Here is a 20,040-nt window from a genome sequence, read left to right as displayed (position 1 = left end):
TCAGCTCGTCTGGAGGTCGGGGCTGGTGGCGATGAGGTAGCGCAGGGCGTTCTGGCGCATCGCCCGGTACGGCCGCGCCTTCCACGTCTTGTCGACCGCGCCCTCGACGCGATGGGCGAAGGCCCGCAGCGCGTCGACGGTCGTCGGCGTCAGCGTCGGGCTGCCCCAGAAGCGGATGGCGGCCTGGAGCGCCTCCTCGGCGGACTCCGTCGGCGAGTAGGCGGCGACCTGGTCGTCGCCCTGGACCACGAGGCCCTGGAGGATCGTCGGCAGCGCCTGCCAGCGGCCGCGCCAGGTCGAGGTGTCGAGCCAGCGGGTCTCGTCCCACCCGGACACGTTCGGCGGCTGGAACAGCGTCTGGCCGGAGAGCCCGGAGAGCCACGCCCAGGCCGACGTGCTCACGCCGCGGTCGACGGCGCGCAGGAGCCCGGCGGCGTGCACCACGGGCGGCGTGACCATGCGGGGACCGGTATGCAGCGCGGGGTGGCGGAGGATCGCGGCGACGACGGGCCGGATGCGGTGACCGCTCTGCCGGTAGAGGGCGGAGAGCGCCTTCGACGTCGCGGCGTCGGGCGGCGTCGGCACGAACTGCGACCACAGGCGGTGCACGAAGAACGAAGGGTGCATGCGGTGCTCCACGCAGATCCGGCAGGCGTCCTCCCAGTCCAGGCGCCCGCGCACACCCAGCGCGGTCTTCACGCGCGCGTCGTGGCGGCGGCGGTCGAAGCGGAACCCGTGCGGGCCGCGCGACGACGACCACTGGTTCGTGAACCCCGTGAGGGCGGAGGCGAGCTCGCGGACGTCGCGCTCGCGGTACGCGCCGCGGCCGGCACCGAGCGTGAAGAGCTCCATGAGCTCGCGGGCGTAGTTCTCGTTCGGGTTCTTCGGGTCGCTGCCGGACCCGGAGAGCCAGAGCAGCATCGCGGGGTCCCGCGTCATCTCGCGCAGGAGCAGGTCGAAGCGGCCGAGCGCGTGGGTGCGCTGCGTGGCGTTCTGGCGCAGCGCGAGGTTCTTCGGCACCTCGCGCGTCGCGAACCAGTCGTGCCACACGAGCGTCATCCGCTCCACGAGCGGCTGGTCGCTGCGGACCATGCGGTCGAACCACCAGCAGTGGTCGTGGCCCCACGCGTCGGTCGGCGCGAGCGGGCGGCCCTTGTCGTCCTTGGGCTGGGGCCCGACGAGCTTGGCGGCGCCCGACGGCCGGACCAGCGCGTCGACGGTGCGGTCCAGGCCGGCGGCGACCGCGCGGTCGACGTCGCCCGGGCGCGGGCCGAAGCCGGCGCGCCACAGCAGGCGCTCGGCCTGCGGGCGGCCGAAGGGCCCGCGGTAGACGGGGACGGCCGGCGCGGCGGAGCGCGACGGACGGGATGAGGCGGAACGGCGGCGCGGCATGGGGAGGAGAACGTGCGGGCCCCGCCCGGTGCGGCGCGGGTTGCACCCGCGGCGGACGTCGGCGGGCACCGGACACCCGCACGGGTGCACGGGGCACGATCCGTCTATCGGCCGCTGGGCGCGGCCTTGAACCCCCGCTCGAACGTCCGGCCCCGGCGGCGGGCCGCCGGCCGGGCACGCCGCTCGGCCTCGGCTCAGGCCTCGGGGTCGCGGCCGTCCGCCGCGCCGAGCATCCGCAGGGTGCGGATGCGGCCGTCGGCGACCTCCTCGACCCGCACGGGTCGCCCGAAGAGCTCGAGCTCCGTGCCCGGGTCCGGCAGTCGCCCCTCGCTCTCGAGCAGGTGGCCGCCCACCGTGGCCTGGTGGATCTCGAGCGCGCCGGGGTCCGCGCCGGGCAGCCGCACGAGCACCTCGTGCACCCCCGCCTCGCCGTCGACGAGCAGGTCGTCCCCGTCCTCGCGCACGAGCCGCTGCACGTCCCTGTCGAACTCGTCCTCGATCTCGCCCACGAGCTCCTCGAGCACGTCCTCGACCGTCACGAGCCCGACGGCCGTCCCGTGCTCGTCGATCACGACGGCCAGGTGCATGCGGGCGCGGCGCATCTCGCGCAGCGCGACGCCGACGAACGCCGCGTCGCCCACCCGGACCACCGGACGGGCCAGCGAGCGCAGGTCCGGCCGCTCCGGCTGCAGCATCGCCGCCAGCAGGTCCTTGGCGTGCAGAACGCCCTCCACCCCGTCCAGGCCCGTGTCCTCCGGGCAAAGGGGCAGGCGCGTCACGCCGGTCCGGACGGCGAGCTGCGCGGCCTCCTCGACGGTCAGGTCGTCCGTGGCCAGGACGGCTCGCAGCCGCGGGACCATGACCTCGCGGACCCGCCGGTCGTCGAACTCGAACACGTTCTCCGTCAGACGCCGCTCGACGGGGTTGATCTCGCCCCCCTCGTTCGACTCGCGGATGATCTGCAGGAGCTCGCGCTGGCTGAACGGCGAGGACCCGGCCTCGCTCGCGGGCGGGATGCCGAACGGCTTGAGCAGCAGGTTGCCCAGCCCGTTGAAGAGCTGCACGACCGGGCGGGTCACGAGGTAGAAGACCCGCAGCGGGGGGACGACCGCCAGGACGATCCGGTCCGTGCGGGCGATCGCCGCGCTCTTCGGGGCCAACTCGCCGACGACGACGTGCAGCAGCGTGATCAGGGCGAACGAGAGGATCCCCGCGATGCCGACGCTGCCGATGCGCGCGGACTCGCCGAGCGCCGGCTCGAGCAGCTCGTGCAGCGCCGACTCGCCGAAGGCGCCCAGGCCGAGGGACGCGAGCGTAATGCCGAGCTGGCAGGCCGCGAGGTACGAGTCGATGTGGGTCACCGCGTGCTGCACCGACCGGGCTCCGGGGCGGCCGCCCGCCACCCAGTCATCCGTCTGGCTCTGGCGCACGCGGGCGATCGCGAACTCCCCCGCGACGAAGAAGGCGTTGGCGAGCACGAGGAGCGCGGTGCCGACGAGCTCGGCGGCGACGGTCCCTCCGGAGGCGAGCAACATCGGCAGGGACGCTACCCACCCGCCGACGGCGGCACCCGTGGGGCGGCCGGGGCGGCGGCGCGGGCGTGGAACCCGCGGTGGCCGCATCTGGGGGTGGCGGACCGCCCGGCGCTTGCCCCATGATGTGCGCCATGGCAGCCCCCCGCCCCCTGACCCCGCGCGCCCGCGTCCTCCGCCGGGCGATCGCCGCCGTGGCGGTGCTGCTCGTCCTCGTGACCGCGGTCTCCGTCGTCGCACGTTCTCGCTCCGGCTCGTCGCTCCCCCCCGTCGAGGTCTCCCGGGCCGACGTCGAGGGCACCGTCGTGCTGCGGTACGGGCTGAAGAGCGAGGCCGCGGGGCGACGGCTCGTGCAGACCGTGGTGGCGCCGAAGGGCGACGTCGCCGGCCGGCCGCTGCTCGTCTTCCTCCCGGGCAAGGGGCAGGACCCGGCGCGCCTGGCCGGCGACGCGCTGCGGGCCGCGGTCGCGAAGCAGGGCGCGAAGGCCCCGGTCGTGCTGCTGCCTGCCGACGACGGCGGGTCCTACTGGCACGACCGGCGCAGCGGGAAGTGGGCGCGCTACGTGCTCTACGAGGCGATCCCGAAGGCGATCGCGCGCTTCGGACTGGACCCCGAGCGGATGGCGATCGGCGGTATCTCGATGGGCGGCGCCGGCGCGTTCGCGCTGGCCCAGGACGCCCCGGGCCGGTTCTGCGCGGTCGGCGGCCACTCCCCCGCCCTGTGGACCTCGCACGGCGCGACGGCCCCGGGCGCCTACGACGACGCGAAGGACTTCCGGCGCAACGACCCCGTGGGGCGGGTCACGCGCCGCGAGCGGCAGCCCTACCGCGTGCCGCTGTGGATCGACGCCGGCCGGGAGGACCCGTTCCTGACGGCGAGCCGCACGTTCGCCTCGGCGCTGGACCGTCGCGGCGAGGACGTCCGCCTGCAGCTCTGGTCCGGCGGCCACGAGGGCCGCTACTGGCAGCGCCACATGGCGCGGTACCTGCGCTTCTACGCCGACGCGCTCGCGGGCTGCGAGCGCGCCGGCTGAGCCCGGGTCAGTCCGACGGGGTCCCGTACGCACCCGCCGGCGCGCGGTCCGCGGCCCCCGGGGCGTCCGGGTGCAGCCCGGACGCATCGAACGACGGGAAGGACTCCGTCAGCAGGAACGCGTAGGCCATCGCGCGCGACTGGTACGAGACGCAGAACGCCATCACGTCGTGCATGCCGCGCGGCAGCCTCCCGACGATCACGATGACGAACCACGCCACGAGTGCCACCAGGCTCAGCGCCAGGTTCAGGAGGTAGGCGATGAACCAGACGACGAGGAGCGGCAGGATGCGGATCAGCGCCGAGAGCCGGCTGTAGGACTCCTTCGGCGGCCCGACCTCGAGCCCCGCGGGGTACGGCGACTCAGGACCGCCGCCGAACGGCGGGTAGGCGTCGCTCAGCAGGTACAGGTAGGAGGACACGCGCGAGGCGTAGCGCACGAACCCGGCGTTGAACGTGAAGAGGCCCGCGGGGTAGCGGCCCGTGAAGACGATCGCGAACCACGCGATGACGCCCGCGAAGTAGGCGACGAAGCCGTAGAGGGCCACGACGACGAAGTGCGGGATGGCCAGGAGATAGCGGAAGAAGGTGGTGAGCCGGCTGTGGCGCTCGACGTATGGTGCGTCGAAGGTGGTCTCGCCCGGTAGGGGCATGGGGTGCTCGATTCGGTGTGGTGGTGACGGAACCCCACCTTCCTACCATGCGTAGCGGCGTACACGGAGACGCAGCGGTGAACGGCGTCCGGCCTCCGTGCCCCATCCGCCCACCTCGGGACACGCCCGACGCGGCGGTCCCGGCCGGGCAGGCCGGTACCGTGGCGCCGGTGGAGCCGATCCCCATCCAGCAGGCCCGTGCGCGCTACGCCACGCTGATGGAGGCCCCGCGCGGCCTGCTCGAGCTCGACGACCCGGACGATCCCCGGGCGGCCCTGGTGCCGGCCTCGGCGCTGGTCTTCGCACTCGGGGCGTGGGAGACGTTCTGCGAAGAGGCCCTGCGGGCCGCCGCGGTCGGCGTCGTCGGTGCCGCGCGTCGCCCCGAGGACCTCCCCCGTGCGATCCGCGAGACCGTGGTCGAGATCGTCGGCGAGCCGGGCGAGCCCTGGGAGCACGTGCTCCGTCGCCTCGGCGGGAGCTGGCACCGCGTCGCGATCCGCCACCTCGGCACCTCGCTGGAGTACCGCTTCCGCCACTTCAACACGCCGAGCGGCGGGGGCGTCGACCGCCTGGCCGACGTGGTCGCCGGGATGGCGCCGATCTCGCCGCGCTGGCCCGTCGTCGACGGCCACCCCGGCGCCGACGTCCTCGACGACGCGATCCGCCGCCGCGGCGAGGCCGTCCACCTGGCCCGCGTCGCGTTCGGCGTCGACGTCGTCGTCCCGGTCCTCGACCTCCTCGACGGCATCGTCGACGTCACGGCCGAGACGGTCGCCCGCCGCATCGGCCACCTTCCGCCCGTCGCCTCCGGGTGAGAGGGAAGGGACCCGGCGCCACCCCGAGCGTCTCGGGCCGGACCCGGACGGCTAGCGGGCGGTGAGCCCCGCCGCGATGCGGCGGACGCCCTCGTCGATCTGCTCGTCGCGGATCGTGAGCGGCGGCAGCAGGCGCAGCGAGGTCGGCGTCGGGGCGTTGACCCAGACGTCGTGCTCCGTCATCAGGCGGCCCGCCAGCTCGGCCGTGGTGCCGTGCCGCTCCACGGCCTCCGGGGTCAGCTCGGCGGCGAGCATCAGGCCGCGGCCGCGGACGCCGGCGACGTCGGGCAGCGACTCCAGGCCGGCAGTGAGCCGGGCGCCGGCCTCGCGCACACGCGGCAGGAAGCCCGGGTCCCCCATCACGTCGAGGACGGCGTGGGCGGCGGCCGCGGCGAGCGGGTTGCCCGCGAACGTCGAGCCGTGGTCGCCCGGCCGCAGCACGTCGAGCAGGTGCGGTCCCGTGATCAGCGCGCCGATGGGCAGGCCGTTGGCCAGCGCCTTGGCCACCGTGATGGCGTCGGGGACGACGCCCGAGGCCTCGTAGCTCCACATGTCGCCGGTGCGGCCCATGCCGGACTGCACCTCGTCCACGATCAGGAGCGCGCCGTGGGCGTCGCAGGCCGCGCGGGCGGCGCGGAGGACGTCGTCGGGGATCGGCAGCACGCCGCTCTCGCCCTGGATCGTCTCGAGCAGCACCGCGGCGGTGTGGTCGCTCACCGCCGTCTCGAGCGCCTCGACGGTCGGAGGGACCGCGCGGAAGCCGCCGACGAGCGGGGCGAACGGCTCCTGCTTCGCCTCCTGCGGCGTGGCCGAGAGCGCGCCGTAGGTCCGGCCGTGGAAGCCGTTGTGGAGCGAGACGACCTCTCCCCCGCGCTTGTGACGCCGGGCGAGCTTGATGGCGGCCTCGTTGGCCTCGGCCCCCGAGTTCTGGAACAGGACGCCGCCGCCGAGCGAACTCTGCGCCAGGCGCTCCGCGAGCTGGACGGGGCCCTGCAGGTGCACGAGGTTGCTCGCGTGCAGCAGCTTCCCGGCCTGCTCCGTGATGGCCATCGTCACGTTCGGGTGGGCGTGGCCCAGCGAGGTGACGCCCAGGCCGCAGAGCAGGTCGAGCACGCGGCGACCGTCCGTCGTGTGCAGCCACACGTCGGCGCCCGAGGCGACGGCCACGGGCAGGCGCGCGTAGTTGCGCAGGACGTGGCGGGCCTCGATCTCCTCGAGCTCGGCCAGGGACAGCTGATGCGTCATGCGCTCACCGTGCGGGTCGGATCTGGGTGCCGCAGCCGTCGTCCGTGAACAGCTCCAACAGGACGGAGTGCGGCTTGCGGCCGTCGACGATGGACGCGGCGCCGACGCCGGAATGCACCGCGTCGACGCACGCCTGCAGCTTGGGCCGCATGCCGCCGGCGATGCCTTCGAGCGCGGCCTCGACCTCGTCCGTCGTGGCCTGCACGACGAGGCTGTCCGGGTCGGCGACGTCGCCGAGCCAGCCCGCGACGTCGGTGAGGAAAATCAGGCGCGTGGCGCCGAGCGCGCGGGCGACGGCGGCCGCGGCCTCGTCGGCGTTGACGTTGTGGGACTGGCCGTGCTCATCGGTCCCGACGGACGCGATCACGGGGACGTAGTCCTCGGCGATGTGGTCGATCACGCCGGTGTCCACCCGGGTGACGCGGCCGACGAAGCCGACGTCTTCGCCGCCGGGACCCGTCGTCGTCTCGACGCGGAAGAGGTTGCCGTCGTCGCCGGAGAGCCCGACCGCGGCCTGGCCGTGGCGGCCGATCCGCACGACGATGTCCTTGTTGACCTTGCCGACGAGGACCATCTTGGCGACCTCGACGGTGGCGGCGTCCGACACGCGCAACCCGCCGCGGAACTCCACGGGCAGCCCCAGGCGTCCCATGAACTCCGTGATCGCGGGCCCACCGCCGTGGACAACGACGACGTTCACGCCGACGTACTTGAGCAGCGCGATGTCGCGGGCGAAGTCCTCGCGCAGCTCCGGGTCGGTCATCGCGGCGCCGCCGTACTTGATGACGACGGTCCGGCCGCGGAACTGCCGGATGTAGGGCAGCGCCTCGAGCAGCGTCCCGACGTCGCGCACGCCGAGCCCCGTGGAGGCGTCGGGCGTCGGGGCGTCAGGGGCGTTCACATCGAGGACCCTAGCGCGGGATCCCCAGTGCCCGACGGGCGACCGCGGGCCTTCGGGCCCCGTTCGCACCCCGACCGGACGCCCGTCGGGGCGTCCGACCGCCCCTTCGTGGCCCGGCGCACGCGAGGCCAGCCGTCGCTAGGTCGTGTACTCGGCGTTCAGCGTGACGTACTCGTGGCCGAGGTCCGAGAAGTACACCTCGGACTCGTTCGCGTACTGCCCCGCCGCCTCGGGGGCGCCGAGCACGATGTCGTAGTCGACCTCGGGCCCGGAGACGAGGGTCGCGAGCGCCTCGCGGTCGAACGGGACCTCCTGGCCGTCCCGGCACACCTCGACGCCGGCGATCCGCACGCCGACGGGGTTCAGCGCCGGGCCGGGCAGGACCGCGCCGACGGCCTGCACGATGCGGCCCCAGTTGGGGTCGCCGCCGTAGAGCGCGGTCTTCACGAGCGGGGAGTTGGCGACCTGGCGGGCGACGCGCTCGCAGGCCGGGCCGTCCGGCCCCTTCACCGTCACGCGGCCGACGCGGCGCGCGCCCTCGCCGTCGGCGGTGATGAGCAACGCGAGCTGGCGCAGCAGCGCGTCGAGCGCCAGGCCGAAGCGCTGCTCGTCCGGCGTCCGCGGCTCCACCCGGACGCCGCTGGCGCCGGACGCGATGAGGACGGCCGTGTCCGAGGTCGAAAGCTGGCCGTCGACGGAGATCCGGTCGAAGGAGCGCTTGACGCACACGCCGAGCAGCAGGTCGGCCGTCGCGGCGTCCAGGCCGGCGTCCGTCGTGACGAAGCAGAGCATCGTGGCGAAGCTCGGCTGGATCATCCCCGCGCCCTTGCAGACCCCGTGCAGCGTCACGTCGCCGCCGTCCAGGCGGACCGTGAGGCTCGCGGTCTTCGGGAACAGGTCGGTCGTCTCGATGCCCCGGCGGAAGTCGTCGTCGCCGTCCGCGCGCAGTTCGGTGCCGGCCGCCGCGACGCCGCTCGGGACGACGTCCATGGGCAAGGGCACGCCGATGACGCCGGTGGCGGCGACGGCCACCTGGTCCTCGGGCACGCCCGCGGCCCCGGCGGCGGCGGCGCGCACCTGGCGGGCGGTCTCGAAGCCGTCGCGGCCCGTGCCGGCGTTGGCGTTGCCGCTCGTCACGACGACGGCGCGCAGGGCGTCCAGTCGTGACTCGTCGCGGGTGACGAGCACGGGCGGTGCCGCGGTGCCCGAGCGGGTGAAGCGCGCGGCGGAGACGGCGTCGGGGGCGTCGCACACGAGGAGGGCCACGTCGGTCGCCCCCGACGGCTTGATCCCCGCCGCCACGCCGGCGGCGCGGAAGCCCCGCGGCAGCCCGCGGCCGGCGACGCGGACGATCGAGTCGGGCACCTCCACCCACCCCGAGCGGAAGAACGGGGCGTCGGCGTGCGGGACCGGGGCGTCGGACATCGCGGGCGAGTCTAGAACGGCGGCACCGGTGGCCGTCGCTCAACGGGTGAGCAGCGCGACGCCGGCCACCAGCGCGAGCAGGAGCACGTAGCCCCCGCCGATGATCAGCCCGGTGGTCAGCGCGGTCCCGCCGATCGGAGCGCCGGTACGCGGGTCGCGCGCCGTCCCCGCCCGCCGCGCCAACCCGGCGATGACGGGGACCGCCAGGAGGACGCTGACCGCCAGGCAGACCGCGGGCGGGATCCCCAGGAACGACTCGTCGTAGACGAGCCCCATCGCGCCCATCGCTCCCAGCAGGCCCACCACGGCGCCGATCGCCGCCTCGCGGGCGTTCAGCAGCCGGCGTCGGGCCGGCGGCGTGTCGTCCAGCGGCGACGGGAAGCGGCGGGCGTACTCGCGGGCCGGACCGAACGCCTCGCGCGGGTCCTCCCCCGTCTCGGCCACGTGGGCCTCGACCTCCGCCACCGCCTCGCCGATCCGGTCGGCATCGACGCGCCGCAGGCGCAGCGCCCCCAGCAGCTCCTGCCGGTACGTCCTGACGTCCTTCGTGGTCATCGCGGGTCCTCCGTCGTCGTCTGCAGCAGGGCATCCACCCGGGCGGTGAAGGCGTGCCAGCGCTCCGTGCGCTCGCGCAGCGCCTCCTGGCCCGCCGGCGTGGCGACGAAGAACTTGCGGCCGGGGCCGCCGTCGCCCTCGCGCCAGCTCGCCGTCACCAGGCCGTCGTCCTGCAGGCGACCCAGCAGCGGGTAGAGCGTGCCGCCCTTCACCGTGCCCAGCCCGGCCTCCTCGAGCCGCCGCGCGACCGAGTAACCGTAGGTCTCACCCTCGGCCACGATGCGCAGCACGCTCGTGAGCAGCACCGCCCGCATCCACTCCGCGGGCCATCGCTCGTCACCGGACATGACTAGATCGTACCGCTGACTAGTCAGTGGCGCAACCTAGACGTCCTGCCCGATTGGCCGCTTAGTGGTGAACTCGAGACAATGAAGCAAGTGCTCGCAGCTGACCAGACACTGCTCGTGCGAGCCGGATCGACCGGCGGCGCCTGACCATCCATCGGACCCCCACGAGACTGAGCTGGCGCGACCCCAGGCCTCCCCTGCTACCCAGGGTCATGTATTGGTATACACCGACCATGTGCAGACAGTCGGGATCGGAAAACGAAAGTCAGCGTCGACCCAACACTTACGGCGCACTACGAAGTGCCATTTGTTCCGGGGATCCGATTGTTGGTGGGCCACCCGTCTCCGCGTCTGACCTTCGGGATGCCCTACTCCGGCTAGGGGACCCCGACCCGCTCGACGCCGCGCTGCCACGTCGCCTCGTCCTGGCTGGCGTCTTCGTAACGGGACGGCTCGCACTCAACGGGGATGCTGTCGACGTCCCGGTGCAGTTCAGCGACTGTACCTTCGACTCGGCCCTCGCGTTCGAGGGCGCCAAGGTCAGATCGCTCGTCATCGACCACTGTCGGCTTCCGGGGTTCGCGGGCGAGTCGCTGAAGGTTGAACACAGCATCCACATCACGAACACCGCGACCTCGTACATCGACTTGTCCGGAGCCGCGGTCGGCGGTGATTTGTACCTTCACGGCTCAGTTGTTGAAGCTCCTACGCGCTTTCGTGAATCGAACAACCCCGAGCTCGATCCATCTTTCGCGGAGTCGATACTAGGCTGCGTCGCCCTGCACGATGCGCAGGTCGAGGGCGTGGTGTGGGCGTCAGGGGGTCGTGCTGAGCAGTTCTTGGCCGTCAAGGCTCGCTTCGGAGGCCTCGACTTTGACGGGACGCTCATCGGTTCGCACTCCTCCTCAGCTCCGGCCGCGGTGCTCGACCGTGCCGTAATCCGCGGAGACCTCTCGGCCGCGAACGGGTTCAGGTCGTGGGGCGAATTCCGGATGCTAGGCGCGAGCATCGAGGGCGTCGCGAGCTTCATCGGGGCCGTGATCGAGAACTCGGCTGGGTACTCACTATCCGCCGACCGGACAGTATTCGGCCAAATGCTGGACCTAGAAGAGTCCCGCCTGCGCGGTGAGCTCCGGCTGCCCGGCTGTCGTGTCGAAGGCAATCTGGTGCTGCGCAAGTCCACACTCGAGAGCCCATCTGGCACTGCGATCCGCGCCACCCGACTTCGGGTCCTTGACGATCTGCAGTCCGAAGCGGTGCGCGTCATCGGTGCGATCGACCTAGCGGGTTCTCAAATCGACGGCACTGCCTACTTCACGGCGGCTCGGATAGATCACGGGGGCGGCGTCGCGATCAAGGCGGACCACCTCACCTGCGGCGGAGATCTCGTCTTTGCCGGCAATACCTCGATTCTGGGCGGCGTAGTCCTGGACCAGGCGACCGTGTCGGGGGCGCTGCGGCTCGCGCGGGCCAGCATCAGTCAACCCAACGGCGTGGCCTTCTCAGCGAATGGCGCGCGGCTCGACGGTGGGGCTTGGTTCGGCAACCTGAGTTGCGACGGGGGCGTTTCGCTGATATCCGCCAGCGTTGACAAGGTCTGTACTTTCACCGGCGCCAGCATCACCGTGCAGAGCGGTCCGGCGGTGGCCCTCGATCATGCCGTCATCAATTGCGGCGTCCGATTCGACGCCCTATTTGCGAACGGGGCGTTGCGAGTCGCAGGCGCCAGCATCCGTGGCCAGACGTCCCTGCGGGATGCGCGGGTCCCGGCCGCCGGCCCTTATGCCATCTCGTTCGACGGGACGACCATCAGCGGCGACTTGCTCTGCCAAGGCATGGCCGTCAGCGGAACCGTTCGAATCCCGTTCGCCCGAATCGACGGGATGCTCGACATATCAGGCGCGGTGATGCACAGCGCCGACGTGGCTTTCCTCGCCGAGCGAACGCACGTAGCCAAGAACGTTCTGCTGAGACAAACGAGCACGCGTGGCGACGTGCTCTTGATCGGGTGCGAGACGCCTGGAGCAATCGACCTGCGACTGAGACGCCACAGCGCTGAGTCGATCATCGACCTAGGTTCGACAGCATGTGAAGAACTCGACATTCGAGGGCTCGGGGCAATCCGCAGCTTGAACCTAACGGCGTCGCGCGTGCGAGGTCTATTCGATTCCGGCACAGAACCGATGGCCATAGGACTGAGAGGAGCCGACATCAATCGATTTGTCGGGACGTCCGTGGACGCGAAGCAGCGTCGGTCGTGGATCCGTCGATCCGTCGACAACGATGGGTTCTCGCCTGAGCCGTACGACGCGGTCGCGGCAGCTTTCCGACGCACCGGACATTCGAGTGAAGCCAGGACCGTGTCGCTGTTCCGTGAGCGAGACCGGCGGCGCTTTCTTCCGTGGTGGCATCGCGTGGTGCCCGTGCTGTTCGACGCCACCGTCGGCTACGGATATCGGCTTCGCTATACCCTCGGCTGGCTCGCGGTGCTTGTCACCATCGGGGCCTATGTGTTCGGCCAGGCGTTCGATAAGGACCAGTTCATCGCCGCCCGCGCGACGGTCCAACCTTTTTCGGGTTTGATCTACACCATGGACCGAATGATTCCCGTCGTGAGTTTCGGGATGCGGGATTCTTACGCGCCGACGGCTGGAACGCGCTATTGGGCAGTCGCGTACGCCATCGTGGGCTGGGTCCTTACGACCGCCGTCGTGGCCGGGCTCACGAACCTGATTCGGCGAGACTAGCTTCAGACGAGCAGGCCCTCGTCCTCCGGCCGCCCGAACGCGACGTTGAGCGACTGGATCGCCTGGCTCGAGGTGCCCTTCCACAGGTTGTCGATCGTCGCGAAGACGAGGACGTGCCCCGAGCGGGGGTCGACGTGGGTGCGCAGGCGCGCGACGTTGCTGGCCAGCACGTCGCGCATGCCCGGCTCGGCGCCGGTGAGCTCGACGAAGGGTTCGCCCGCGTAGGCGTCGCGGTACAACGCGGCGACCTCGTCGGGGTCGACCGGCCGCGTCGTGCGGACGTAGGCCGAGACGAGCTCGCCCTGGTCGACGGGCACGAGGTGCGGCACGAAGACGGGCTGCACCCCGGTGTCCATGCCCTGGGCGACGAGCTCCTGGCGGATCTCGGGCTGGTGGCGGTGGCCGGCGACCCCGTAGGCGTGCACGTTCTCGGAGACGTCGACGTAGTGCGTGGTCCGCGCGAGCTTGCGCCCGGCACCCGAGACGCCGGTCTTCGCGTCGAGGATCGCGTCCTGCACGAGCCCCGCGCGGGCGAGCGGCGCCAGCGCGAGGATCGACGCCGTCGGGAAGCAGCCCGGGCCGGCGATGAGCCGGCCGCCGTCGCGGACGCCGCGCAGGGCGTCGCGGTGGATCTCGGGAAGCCCGTACACGGCGGTGCCGAACAGGTCCGGGGCCACGTGGACGTCGCCGTACCACTCGCGGTAGACCGCGGGATCCGTCAGGCGGAAGTCGGCGGAGAGGTCGAGCACCACCAGGCCGCGGGCGTGCAGCGCGGCGACGGCCTCGCTCGAGGCGCCGTGCGGGTAGGCGACGACCGCGACGTCGTGGCCCTCGGCGATCCGGTCGACGTCCGGCGTCGTCAGCTCGACGGGCACGCGGTGGTGCGGGTAGAGCTCGTCCAGCCGCATCCCCGCCTCGGCCCGGGCGGTGATCGCCCCGAGCTCGAAGTGCGGGTGACGGTGCAGCAGCCGCGCCGCCAGCGCGCCGGCGAACCCGGACGCGCCGAGGACGGCGACCCGCGGGGCGGCGCCGGAGCCGGGCGTGCCGGCCACGGGTGCCGCGGCGTCGTCAGCCACGGAGCACCCCACCCACCTTCTCGGCCAGCGCCGCGACGATCTTGTCGCGGGTGCCGCCGATCTCCTCGTCCGTCAGCGTGCGGTCCGCCGCGCGCAGGCGCACGTGCAGCGCCAGGGAGACCTGGCCCTCGGGCACGCCCTTGCCGCGGTAGGCGTCGAACACCGCGACGTCCTCGAGCAGCGCGCCGCCGGCCTTGCGGGCCGTGGCGACGGTGCGGGCCGCGGTGACGTCGTCGGGCACGAGCACGGCCAGGTCGAACCGGGCGTCGGGGAACTGGCCGACGGGGCGGAACGGCCGCGACTCCGGTGCGAGCGGGAGCGTCTTGTCGAGGTCGACGAGGAACGTCGCCACGCGCGGCAGGTCCCAGGTGCCGGCCACGCGCGGGTGGACCTCGCCCAGCAGGCCGACCTGCACCTGCTCAGCGCCCGAGCCGACGAGCACCTTCGCGGCCCGGCCGGGGTGCAGGAACGCGACCTCGTCCGTCGCCTCGACGGACCAGTTCTCGATGCGGAGCGCCGAGAACAGCGCCTCGAGCAGCCCCTTCGCGGCGAAGACGTCGTCCTGCACGAGCGCGGCGATCGCCGTGTGCTCGAAGGGCATGTCGGGGCGCGTCGGGTCGGGCGCGTCGCGGAAGACGGTGCCCGTCTCGAAGATCCGCAGACCCTCCACCCCGCGCGTGCGGTTGTGGCGGGCGATGTCGAGCAGCGAGACGAGGATGGTCGGCCGCAGCACGGCCTGGTCCTCGCTCAGCGGGTTCTGCAGCACGACCGCGGCGGCGCGCGGGTCGTCCGCGGTCAGGCCGAGGCGCCCGGCGGCGCCGGCGTCGGTGAACGACCAGCCGACGACCTCCTGCAGACCGCGGCCGACGAGCGCGTCCTCGGCGCGGCGGCGGGCCTGCTGGCGCGGCGTCAGGCGGGCGGAGCTCGGGCGACGGCGCGCCGGGAGCGTCGGCTCGAGGTCGGCCACCACGCCGAGGCGCGCGACCTCCTCGATCAGGTCGACCTCGCGGGTCACGTCGGCCCGGCGCTCGGCCGGGACGATGACCTGCAGCGTGCCGGCGCCCGCGGGTGCGTCGGGCTCGGCGTCGGTGACCACGAAGCCGAGGGCCTCGAGCAGCTCGGTCTGCCGCGGGCGGCTCACGGCCGCGCCGAGCAGCCGCTCCACGCGCGCCTCGCGGACCGTCAGCGGCGGGGCCACGACGTTCGGGTCCCAGGTGCCGGCCTCGATCGTGCCGCCCACGCGGGTCGCGCCGACGGTCTCGCGCAGCAGGCGGGTGGCGAGCGCCTGCGCCCAGGACGCCTGCTCGGGCGCGAGCCCCTTGGCGTTGCGGGACGCGGCCTCGCTGAACAGGCTGAGCCGCTGCGCGGTCCTGTGGATCGTCGGACCGTCCCACGAGGCGACCTCGAGCAGCACCCGGGTCGTTCCCTCGTGGACCTCGGACCGCGCGCCGCCCATGACGGCGGCCAGCGACGTCGGACCGTCGGCGTCGTCGATCACGAGCTCGCCGGCACGGAGCGCGCGGGTGGTGCCGTCGAGCGTCTCGAGCTCCTCGCCCTCGGCGGCCTCGCGGACGACGAGGGTCCCGCCGGCCACGCGGTCGGCGTCGAACGCGTGCAGCGGCTGTCCCGTCACGAGCATCACGTAGTTCGTGACGTCCACGACGTTGTTGATCGGGCGCATGCCGGCGGCGGACAGCCGGGCCTGCATCCACAGCGGCGACGGGCCCACCGTGACGCCCTCGAAGAGGCGGGCGGTGAATCGCGGGCAGAGGGGCGTGCGAACCTCGACGGCGAACCCGTCGATCGCGTCGCCCGCGGGATCGGGCGCGTCGGCGTCCTCTCCCGGGCCGGGGGCCGACGTCCCCGAAGCGACGGCCGCAGGGGCCCCCGCGGCCGTCCACGGGGCGGGGCGCAGCTCGGCGCCCGTGGCCGCGGCGACCTCCCGGGCGATCCCGTACAGGCCCAGGCAGTCCGGACGGTTCGGGGTGATCTCGAGGTCGAGGACCTCGTCGGCGTGCTCCAGGACGGAGGTCAGGGGCGTGCCGGGCGCGACGTCCTCGGCGCCCGGCAGCGCCTCGTTCAGCGCCAGGATGCCGTCGTGCTCCTCGCCGATGCCGAGCTCGCGGGCGGAGCAGATCATCCCCAGGGAGACCTGGCCGCGGAGCTTGGCCTTCTTGATCTTCATGCCGCCGGGCATGACGGTGCCGACGGTCGCCACGGCGACGGTCAGGCCCTGCGCGACGTTCGGCGCGCCGCAGACGATCTGGCTGGGCTCCTCGCCGCCGATGTCGACCTGGCAGACACGCAGGCGGTCGGCGTCGGGGTGCTGCTCGGCGGAGAGCACGCGGCCGACGACCACCGTCTCCGGCGTCTCGACGCCGTGGTGGATCAGCCGGTCGAGCTCCGTGCCGGTGACGTTGAGCCGGGCCGCGACCTCCGCCGCGTCCAGGCCGGTGAGGTCGACGTACTCGCCGAGCCACTTCAGAGGCGCCTTCATGCGTACTGCTCCAGCAGTCGGACGTCGTTCAGGGGTCGTCCGTACGCGCTCATGCGTACTGCTCCAGCAGTCGGACGTCGTTCTCGTACAGGGTCCTGAGGTCGGTGAGGCCGTAGCGGAGCATCGCGATCCGCTCGATCCCCATGCCGAACGCGAAGCCCTGGACCCGCTCGGGGTCGTACTCGGGCCGTCCCACGGCGGAGAGCACGTTGGGGTCGACCATGCCCGACCCGAGGATCTCGATCCAGCCGGTGCCCTTGCACAGCGGGCAGCGCTCGCCGCTGCGCAGCCGGCCGGTGCCGCCGCAGAGGTGACACGAGACGTCGATCTCGACGCTCGGCTCGGTGAACGGGAAGAAGTGCGGGCGCAGCCGGATGTCGCGGTCGGCGCCGAAGATCGAGCGCGCGACGCTCAGCAGGACGCCCTTGAGGTCCGCCAACGTGATGTCCACGTCGATCCACAGGCCCTCGACCTGGTGGAACTGCGGCGTGTGCGTGGCGTCGGAGTCGGGCCGGTAGACGCGGCCGGGCACGACCACGGCCACGGGCGGATCCTGCTCCTCCATCGTCCGCACCTGCATCGGCGAGGTGTGCGTGCGCAGCAGCCGCTGGATGTCGCCCGAGAGCCGCGGCGAGGGTGCCAGGTAGAACGTGTCGCCGGGGTCACGCGCGGGGTGGTTGGCCGCGTGGTTGAGCGCGTCGAAGTTGTAGTGGACCGTCTCGGTCTCGGGCCCCTCGACGACGTCGAACCCGAGGCCGAGGAAGATGTCCTCGATGTCGCGCCGCACGCGCGTCAGCAGGTGCAGGCCGCCGACGGGCTCGGGCTTGCCCGGAAGCGTGACGTCGACGCGGTCGGCGACGAGCTTCGCGTCGAGCTCGGCCTCGGCCAGCTCCGCGACACGGGCGTCGATCGCCGCCTGCAGCGCCTGACGGGCCTGGTTGGCCGCCTTGCCCACGATGCCGCGCTCGGCGGGCGGCAGGTCGGAGACGTTGCGCAGCAGGTTCGGCAGCTCCGCCTTGCGGCCGAGGTGCTGGACCCGCAGCTCCTCGAGCTGGTCCGTCGTGGTGGCCGCGGCCACGGCGGCTTCCCCCGCGGCGCGGAGCTCGGCGATCCGTTCTTGCATCACGCGGGAGGGTATCGAGGCGCCCCCGACGCCCCGGTCTCCCCCGGCGGCGGTTCGCCTGCGCCCGCCCGGGGTTCGAGTCCGACACCGCGGCCCTCCCCCCCGTGGGGCGCTCCTCCGGCGCTACGCCGTCGTGCGCGCCAGCTCGTACAACGCGACCGTCGCCGCCATCGCGGCGTTCAGCGACTCCGCACCGGCGATCGGCAGGTGCGCGGTGCGGTCGCAGGCGGCGACCACGTCGTCGGGCAGCCCCTCGCGCTCGGCGCCGACCAGCAGCGTGACATCGCCCTCGATCGTGCCGCCGCGCAGCTCCTCGCCCTCCCGCAGGACGAGGGCGACCGTCGTCCCGGGCAGCTCCTCCGGGCCGGCGACCCGGACCACGGGCACCGCGAAGATGGATCCCATGCTGGCGCGCACGGCCTTCGGGCCGAACGGGTCGGCGGTGTCGGGACCGATGGAGACCGAGGACGCGCCCAGCGCGTGGGCGGCGCGGATCGCCGTGCCGACGTTGCCCGGGTCCCGCAGCCCGTGCAGGTGCAGGCAGCGCGGCCCGGCCGCCGTGTCGGCCCACCGCTGGCGGTAGATGCCCACCGCGCGGGTGCCGGAGCCGAGGGAGGACGCGCCGGCGAGCAGGTCGGCGTTGACCTGCGTGCCGCCGAGCGCCTCGAGGGCGTCGGCCCCCGGGAGCGCGTAGGACGGGCCGGCGGCGATCAGGACGTCCTCCGCCTCCCAGCCGGCGGCGTGCGCAGCGAGGACCAGGTCCTCGCCCTCCGCGACGAACAGGCCGCTACGCAGCCGCTCGCGCTTCTTGGCCAGCAGCATGCGGAGCTGCTTCAGCCGCGGGTTCTGGTGGGAGTTGATGACGCTCAAGACACGCTCCGGGAACGAGAAAGGGCGCCCCGTGGGACGCCCTCTCAAAGACAACGGCTGACCGGCGGTGCCGGTCGGGCGCTACGCCTTGGCGGCGATGGCGTCCTTGGCGACGGCGGTGAAGGCCGTGAAGGCCTCCGCGTCGCGCACGGCCAGGTCGGCCAGGCTCTTGCGGTCGACCTCGACGCCGGCCAGGATCAGGCCGTGGATGAGGTTGCCGTACGTGATGTCGTTCAGGCGCGCGGCGGCGTTGATGCGCGTGATCCACAGGCGACGGAAGTCGCGCTTGCGGTTGCGGCGATCGCGGTAGGCGTAGACGCCGGCCTTGAGCTGCGTCTCCTTGGCCTGCCGGTACGTGTTGTTCGCGCGACCGACATACCCCTTCGAGCGCTCGAGGGTTGCGCGCCGCTTCTTGCGGCCGTGGACGGAACGCTTTACGCGGGTCATCAGCGGTCTCCGAGAAGCCGCTTCGCGCGGGCCGTGTCGGCCTCGCTGAGAATGGCGGCGGTGGCGAACTTGCGCTTACGCTTCGGCGACTTCTTCCCGAGAATATGGGAGGACATCGCGTGGCGGGCCTTGATCTTCCCGGATCCGGTGGCCTTGAAGCGCTTCTTGGCGCCCGAGTGGGTCTTCTGCTTGGGCATGCGAATCGGAAATTGTGCCAGAAGGCGGGTGGACGTGCGTACTGGTGGCACCGGCGAGCCGAACGCCCCGTGGTGCAGGGCGATCGGCGGTCGGCCGGGGCCGGGCCGGCGGAGCGCGGTGGCTCCGCCGGAGGGTCCTAGGACGCCGGAGCGTCCTGCGTCTCGGGGACGTCCGCCGTCTCGGCGTCGTCCTCCGGGGCGTCGTCGTCCGTCACCTCGGCCGCGACGTCGTCGTCGGACTCCGGGGCGTCGTCGGCAGCTGTGGCGTCGTCGACCGCGGGCGCGTCGGCGTCCTCGGTCGTGTCGGCCTCAGCCTCGGGGGTGTCAGCGTCGACCTCAGCCTCGGCGTCGGCCGCGGGGGCGTCGGCCTCGGGGGCGTCGGCCTCGGGGGCGTCGTCCTCGTCGGAATCGGGCGCGGCCGGGCGCTCGGAGGCGTCCGTGTCGTCCGGGTTCGTCGGGGCGTCGCCACCGACCACGATGCCGGCCTCGTCCTCGGCCTGCGCCTCGGCGGCGGCCTGCTCCTCGGAGATCGGCTCCGTCGGCGTCCAGGTGCCGTTGATGACCTCCTTGGACGGGCTGAGCATCATGGTCATGTTGCGACCCTCGAGCGAGGGGCGCTGATCGACCTGGCAGATGTCACCGAGGTCGATGACCAGCCGCTCGAGGAGGTCGCGACCGCGCTCCGGGTGCGTGACCTCACGGCCACGGAACATGATCGTGACCTTGACCTTGTCCTTGCCCTTGAGGAACCGGATCACGTGCCCCTTCTTGGTGGCGTAGTCGTGATCCGCGATCTTCGGCCGGAACTTGATCTCCCGGGTGACGACCTGCGTCTGGTGCTTCTTGGCCGTCTTCTTCTTCTGCGCCTGCTCGTACTTGTACTTCGAGTAGTCGAGCACGCGGCAGACGGGCGGCCGCGCCGTCGCGGCCACCTCGACGAGGTCGAGGTCCCGTGACTGGGCGTAGCGGAGGGCTTCGTCGGTCCGCATCACGCCCGCCTGGTTCCCGTTCTCGTCGATGACGCGAACTTCGGGAACCCGGATCCGATCGTTGACACGCGTGGTGTCACGTTCGGGCGGACGGCGGTCAAACCTACGCGGAACCGGCACTAGGAGTTGCTATTCGCGGTACGCACCGAGTGCGCACGCGAGGCATCGCGAGTAAACAAGGACCGAATGATAGCGC

At 72.8% G+C, this 20,040-nt stretch carries 18 protein-coding genes; 3 read left to right on the top strand and 15 right to left on the bottom strand.

Features of this window, described 5'->3' with window-relative positions; all coding sequences use genetic code 11:
* Window positions 1-1,392: a DUF1800 domain-containing protein gene (locus F593_RS23830; protein WP_157251688.1), complete on the bottom strand. Its 1,392-nt coding sequence runs from the start codon at window positions 1,390-1,392 to the stop codon at window positions 1-3.
* 194 nt (window positions 1,393-1,586) lie between these two features.
* A complete protein-coding gene (locus F593_RS23825; RefSeq protein WP_022928487.1) occupies window positions 1,587-2,927 on the bottom strand; it encodes a hemolysin family protein in 1,341 nt (446 codons plus the stop codon).
* Between the two features lie 131 nt (window positions 2,928-3,058).
* Here F593_RS23825 and F593_RS28070 point away from each other — a divergent pair, with 131 nt between their 5' ends.
* Entirely contained in the window at window positions 3,059-3,958 is a 900-nt protein-coding gene (locus F593_RS28070) for an alpha/beta hydrolase (RefSeq protein ID WP_022928486.1), read from the top strand.
* A gap of 7 nt (window positions 3,959-3,965) precedes the next feature.
* Here the strand turns inward: F593_RS28070 and F593_RS0109330 are convergent, their stop codons facing one another.
* Entirely contained in the window at window positions 3,966-4,610 is a 645-nt protein-coding gene (locus F593_RS0109330; RefSeq protein WP_022928485.1) for a DUF4389 domain-containing protein, read from the bottom strand.
* Between the two features lie 170 nt (window positions 4,611-4,780).
* Between F593_RS0109330 and F593_RS29840 the strand changes: the two genes are divergently transcribed.
* The gene (locus F593_RS29840; protein WP_022928484.1) at window positions 4,781-5,425 is read left to right on the top strand and encodes a hypothetical protein; all 645 of its coding nucleotides are present in this window, start codon (window positions 4,781-4,783) and stop codon (window positions 5,423-5,425) included.
* A gap of 51 nt (window positions 5,426-5,476) precedes the next feature.
* Here the strand turns inward: F593_RS29840 and F593_RS0109320 are convergent, their stop codons facing one another.
* The 5 genes from F593_RS0109320 to F593_RS0109300 all read right to left on the bottom strand — a co-directional run bounded on the left by F593_RS0109320 (window position 5,477) and on the right by F593_RS0109300 (window position 9,898).
* Window positions 5,477-6,670 (bottom strand): aspartate aminotransferase family protein, encoded by a 1,194-nt coding sequence (locus F593_RS0109320; protein WP_022928483.1) that lies wholly within the window; start codon window positions 6,668-6,670, stop codon window positions 5,477-5,479.
* Window positions 6,671-6,674: 4 nt separating this feature from the next.
* A complete protein-coding gene (gene argB / locus F593_RS0109315; protein ID WP_022928482.1) occupies window positions 6,675-7,571 on the bottom strand; it encodes an acetylglutamate kinase in 897 nt (298 codons plus the stop codon).
* A gap of 138 nt (window positions 7,572-7,709) precedes the next feature.
* Window positions 7,710-8,996 carry a bifunctional glutamate N-acetyltransferase/amino-acid acetyltransferase ArgJ gene (gene argJ / locus F593_RS0109310; RefSeq protein WP_022928481.1) on the bottom strand — a complete coding sequence of 429 codons (1,287 nt, stop codon included), beginning with the start codon at window positions 8,994-8,996 and terminating at the stop codon, window positions 7,710-7,712.
* 39 nt (window positions 8,997-9,035) lie between these two features.
* Entirely contained in the window at window positions 9,036-9,551 is a 516-nt protein-coding gene (locus tag F593_RS0109305; RefSeq protein ID WP_022928480.1) for a hypothetical protein, read from the bottom strand.
* Window positions 9,548-9,898 carry a PadR family transcriptional regulator gene (locus tag F593_RS0109300; RefSeq protein WP_022928479.1) on the bottom strand — a complete coding sequence of 117 codons (351 nt, stop codon included), beginning with the start codon at window positions 9,896-9,898 and terminating at the stop codon, window positions 9,548-9,550. The genes F593_RS0109305 and F593_RS0109300 overlap by 4 nt, the downstream gene beginning before the upstream one ends.
* Window positions 9,899-10,383: 485 nt before the next feature.
* On the opposite strand from F593_RS0109300, the gene F593_RS0109295 reads away from it, so the two are divergent.
* Window positions 10,384-12,645, top strand: a complete 2,262-nt coding sequence (locus F593_RS0109295) for a hypothetical protein (protein WP_022928478.1) — start codon at window positions 10,384-10,386, stop codon at window positions 12,643-12,645.
* A gap of 2 nt (window positions 12,646-12,647) precedes the next feature.
* Here F593_RS0109295 and argC read toward each other — a convergent pair whose 3' ends face one another.
* From argC to infC, 7 genes are all read right to left on the bottom strand, one after another.
* Window positions 12,648-13,721, bottom strand: coding sequence for an N-acetyl-gamma-glutamyl-phosphate reductase (gene argC, locus F593_RS0109290; RefSeq protein ID WP_245540791.1), 1,074 nt, complete (start codon window positions 13,719-13,721; stop codon window positions 12,648-12,650).
* Window positions 13,714-16,218 carry a phenylalanine--tRNA ligase subunit beta gene (gene pheT, locus F593_RS0109285; protein WP_022928476.1) on the bottom strand — a complete coding sequence of 835 codons (2,505 nt, stop codon included), beginning with the start codon at window positions 16,216-16,218 and terminating at the stop codon, window positions 13,714-13,716. The genes argC and pheT overlap by 8 nt, the downstream gene beginning before the upstream one ends.
* Before the next feature lie 49 nt (window positions 16,219-16,267).
* A complete protein-coding gene (gene pheS / locus F593_RS0109280) occupies window positions 16,268-17,341 on the bottom strand; it encodes a phenylalanine--tRNA ligase subunit alpha (protein ID WP_022928475.1) in 1,074 nt (357 codons plus the stop codon).
* Window positions 17,342-17,464: 123 nt separating this feature from the next.
* Window positions 17,465-18,211, bottom strand: a complete 747-nt coding sequence (locus F593_RS0109275; RefSeq protein WP_022928474.1) for a TrmH family RNA methyltransferase — start codon at window positions 18,209-18,211, stop codon at window positions 17,465-17,467.
* An 81-nt stretch (window positions 18,212-18,292) separates the two neighbouring features.
* Complete coding sequence (gene rplT, locus F593_RS0109270; RefSeq protein ID WP_022928473.1) at window positions 18,293-18,658, bottom strand: 50S ribosomal protein L20; 366 nt, start codon at window positions 18,656-18,658, stop codon at window positions 18,293-18,295.
* Window positions 18,658-18,855: a 50S ribosomal protein L35 gene (gene rpmI / locus F593_RS0109265; protein WP_022928472.1), complete on the bottom strand. Its 198-nt coding sequence runs from the start codon at window positions 18,853-18,855 to the stop codon at window positions 18,658-18,660. Before rpmI ends, rplT begins: the two co-directional genes overlap by 1 nt.
* Window positions 18,856-18,992: 137 nt before the next feature.
* Window positions 18,993-19,964 carry a translation initiation factor IF-3 gene (gene infC / locus F593_RS29245; RefSeq protein WP_022928471.1) on the bottom strand — a complete coding sequence of 324 codons (972 nt, stop codon included), beginning with the start codon at window positions 19,962-19,964 and terminating at the stop codon, window positions 18,993-18,995.
* Window positions 19,965-20,040 lie beyond the last annotated feature (76 nt).

It is taken from the genome of Patulibacter americanus DSM 16676, from assembly GCF_000420025.1.
Classification (GTDB): Bacteria; Actinomycetota; Thermoleophilia; order Solirubrobacterales; family Solirubrobacteraceae; genus Patulibacter; species Patulibacter americanus.
This window is presented reverse-complemented; position numbering and strand designations above follow the sequence as displayed.

What these genes read in the sequence shown, in the direction of transcription:
- F593_RS23830 (WP_157251688.1), bottom strand. Translation starts at nt 1,392, where the DNA reads ATGCCGCGCCGCCGTTCCGCCTCATCCCGTCCGTCGCGCTCCGCCGCG.
- F593_RS23825 (WP_022928487.1), bottom strand. Translation starts at nt 2,927, where the DNA reads ATGTTGCTCGCCTCCGGAGGGACCGTCGCCGCCGAGCTCGTCGGCACC.
- F593_RS28070 (WP_022928486.1), top strand. Translation starts at nt 3,059, where the DNA reads ATGGCAGCCCCCCGCCCCCTGACCCCGCGCGCCCGCGTCCTCCGCCGG.
- F593_RS0109330 (WP_022928485.1), bottom strand. Translation starts at nt 4,610, where the DNA reads ATGCCCCTACCGGGCGAGACCACCTTCGACGCACCATACGTCGAGCGC.
- F593_RS0109320 (WP_022928483.1), bottom strand. Translation starts at nt 6,670, where the DNA reads ATGACGCATCAGCTGTCCCTGGCCGAGCTCGAGGAGATCGAGGCCCGC.
- argJ (WP_022928481.1), bottom strand. Translation starts at nt 8,996, where the DNA reads ATGTCCGACGCCCCGGTCCCGCACGCCGACGCCCCGTTCTTCCGCTCG.
- F593_RS0109305 (WP_022928480.1), bottom strand. Translation starts at nt 9,551, where the DNA reads ATGACCACGAAGGACGTCAGGACGTACCGGCAGGAGCTGCTGGGGGCG.
- F593_RS0109300 (WP_022928479.1), bottom strand. Translation starts at nt 9,898, where the DNA reads ATGTCCGGTGACGAGCGATGGCCCGCGGAGTGGATGCGGGCGGTGCTG.
- pheT (WP_022928476.1), bottom strand. Translation starts at nt 16,218, where the DNA reads ATGAAGGCGCCTCTGAAGTGGCTCGGCGAGTACGTCGACCTCACCGGC.
- pheS (WP_022928475.1), bottom strand. Translation starts at nt 17,341, where the DNA reads ATGCAAGAACGGATCGCCGAGCTCCGCGCCGCGGGGGAAGCCGCCGTG.
- rplT (WP_022928473.1), bottom strand. Translation starts at nt 18,658, where the DNA reads ATGACCCGCGTAAAGCGTTCCGTCCACGGCCGCAAGAAGCGGCGCGCA.
- rpmI (WP_022928472.1), bottom strand. Translation starts at nt 18,855, where the DNA reads ATGCCCAAGCAGAAGACCCACTCGGGCGCCAAGAAGCGCTTCAAGGCC.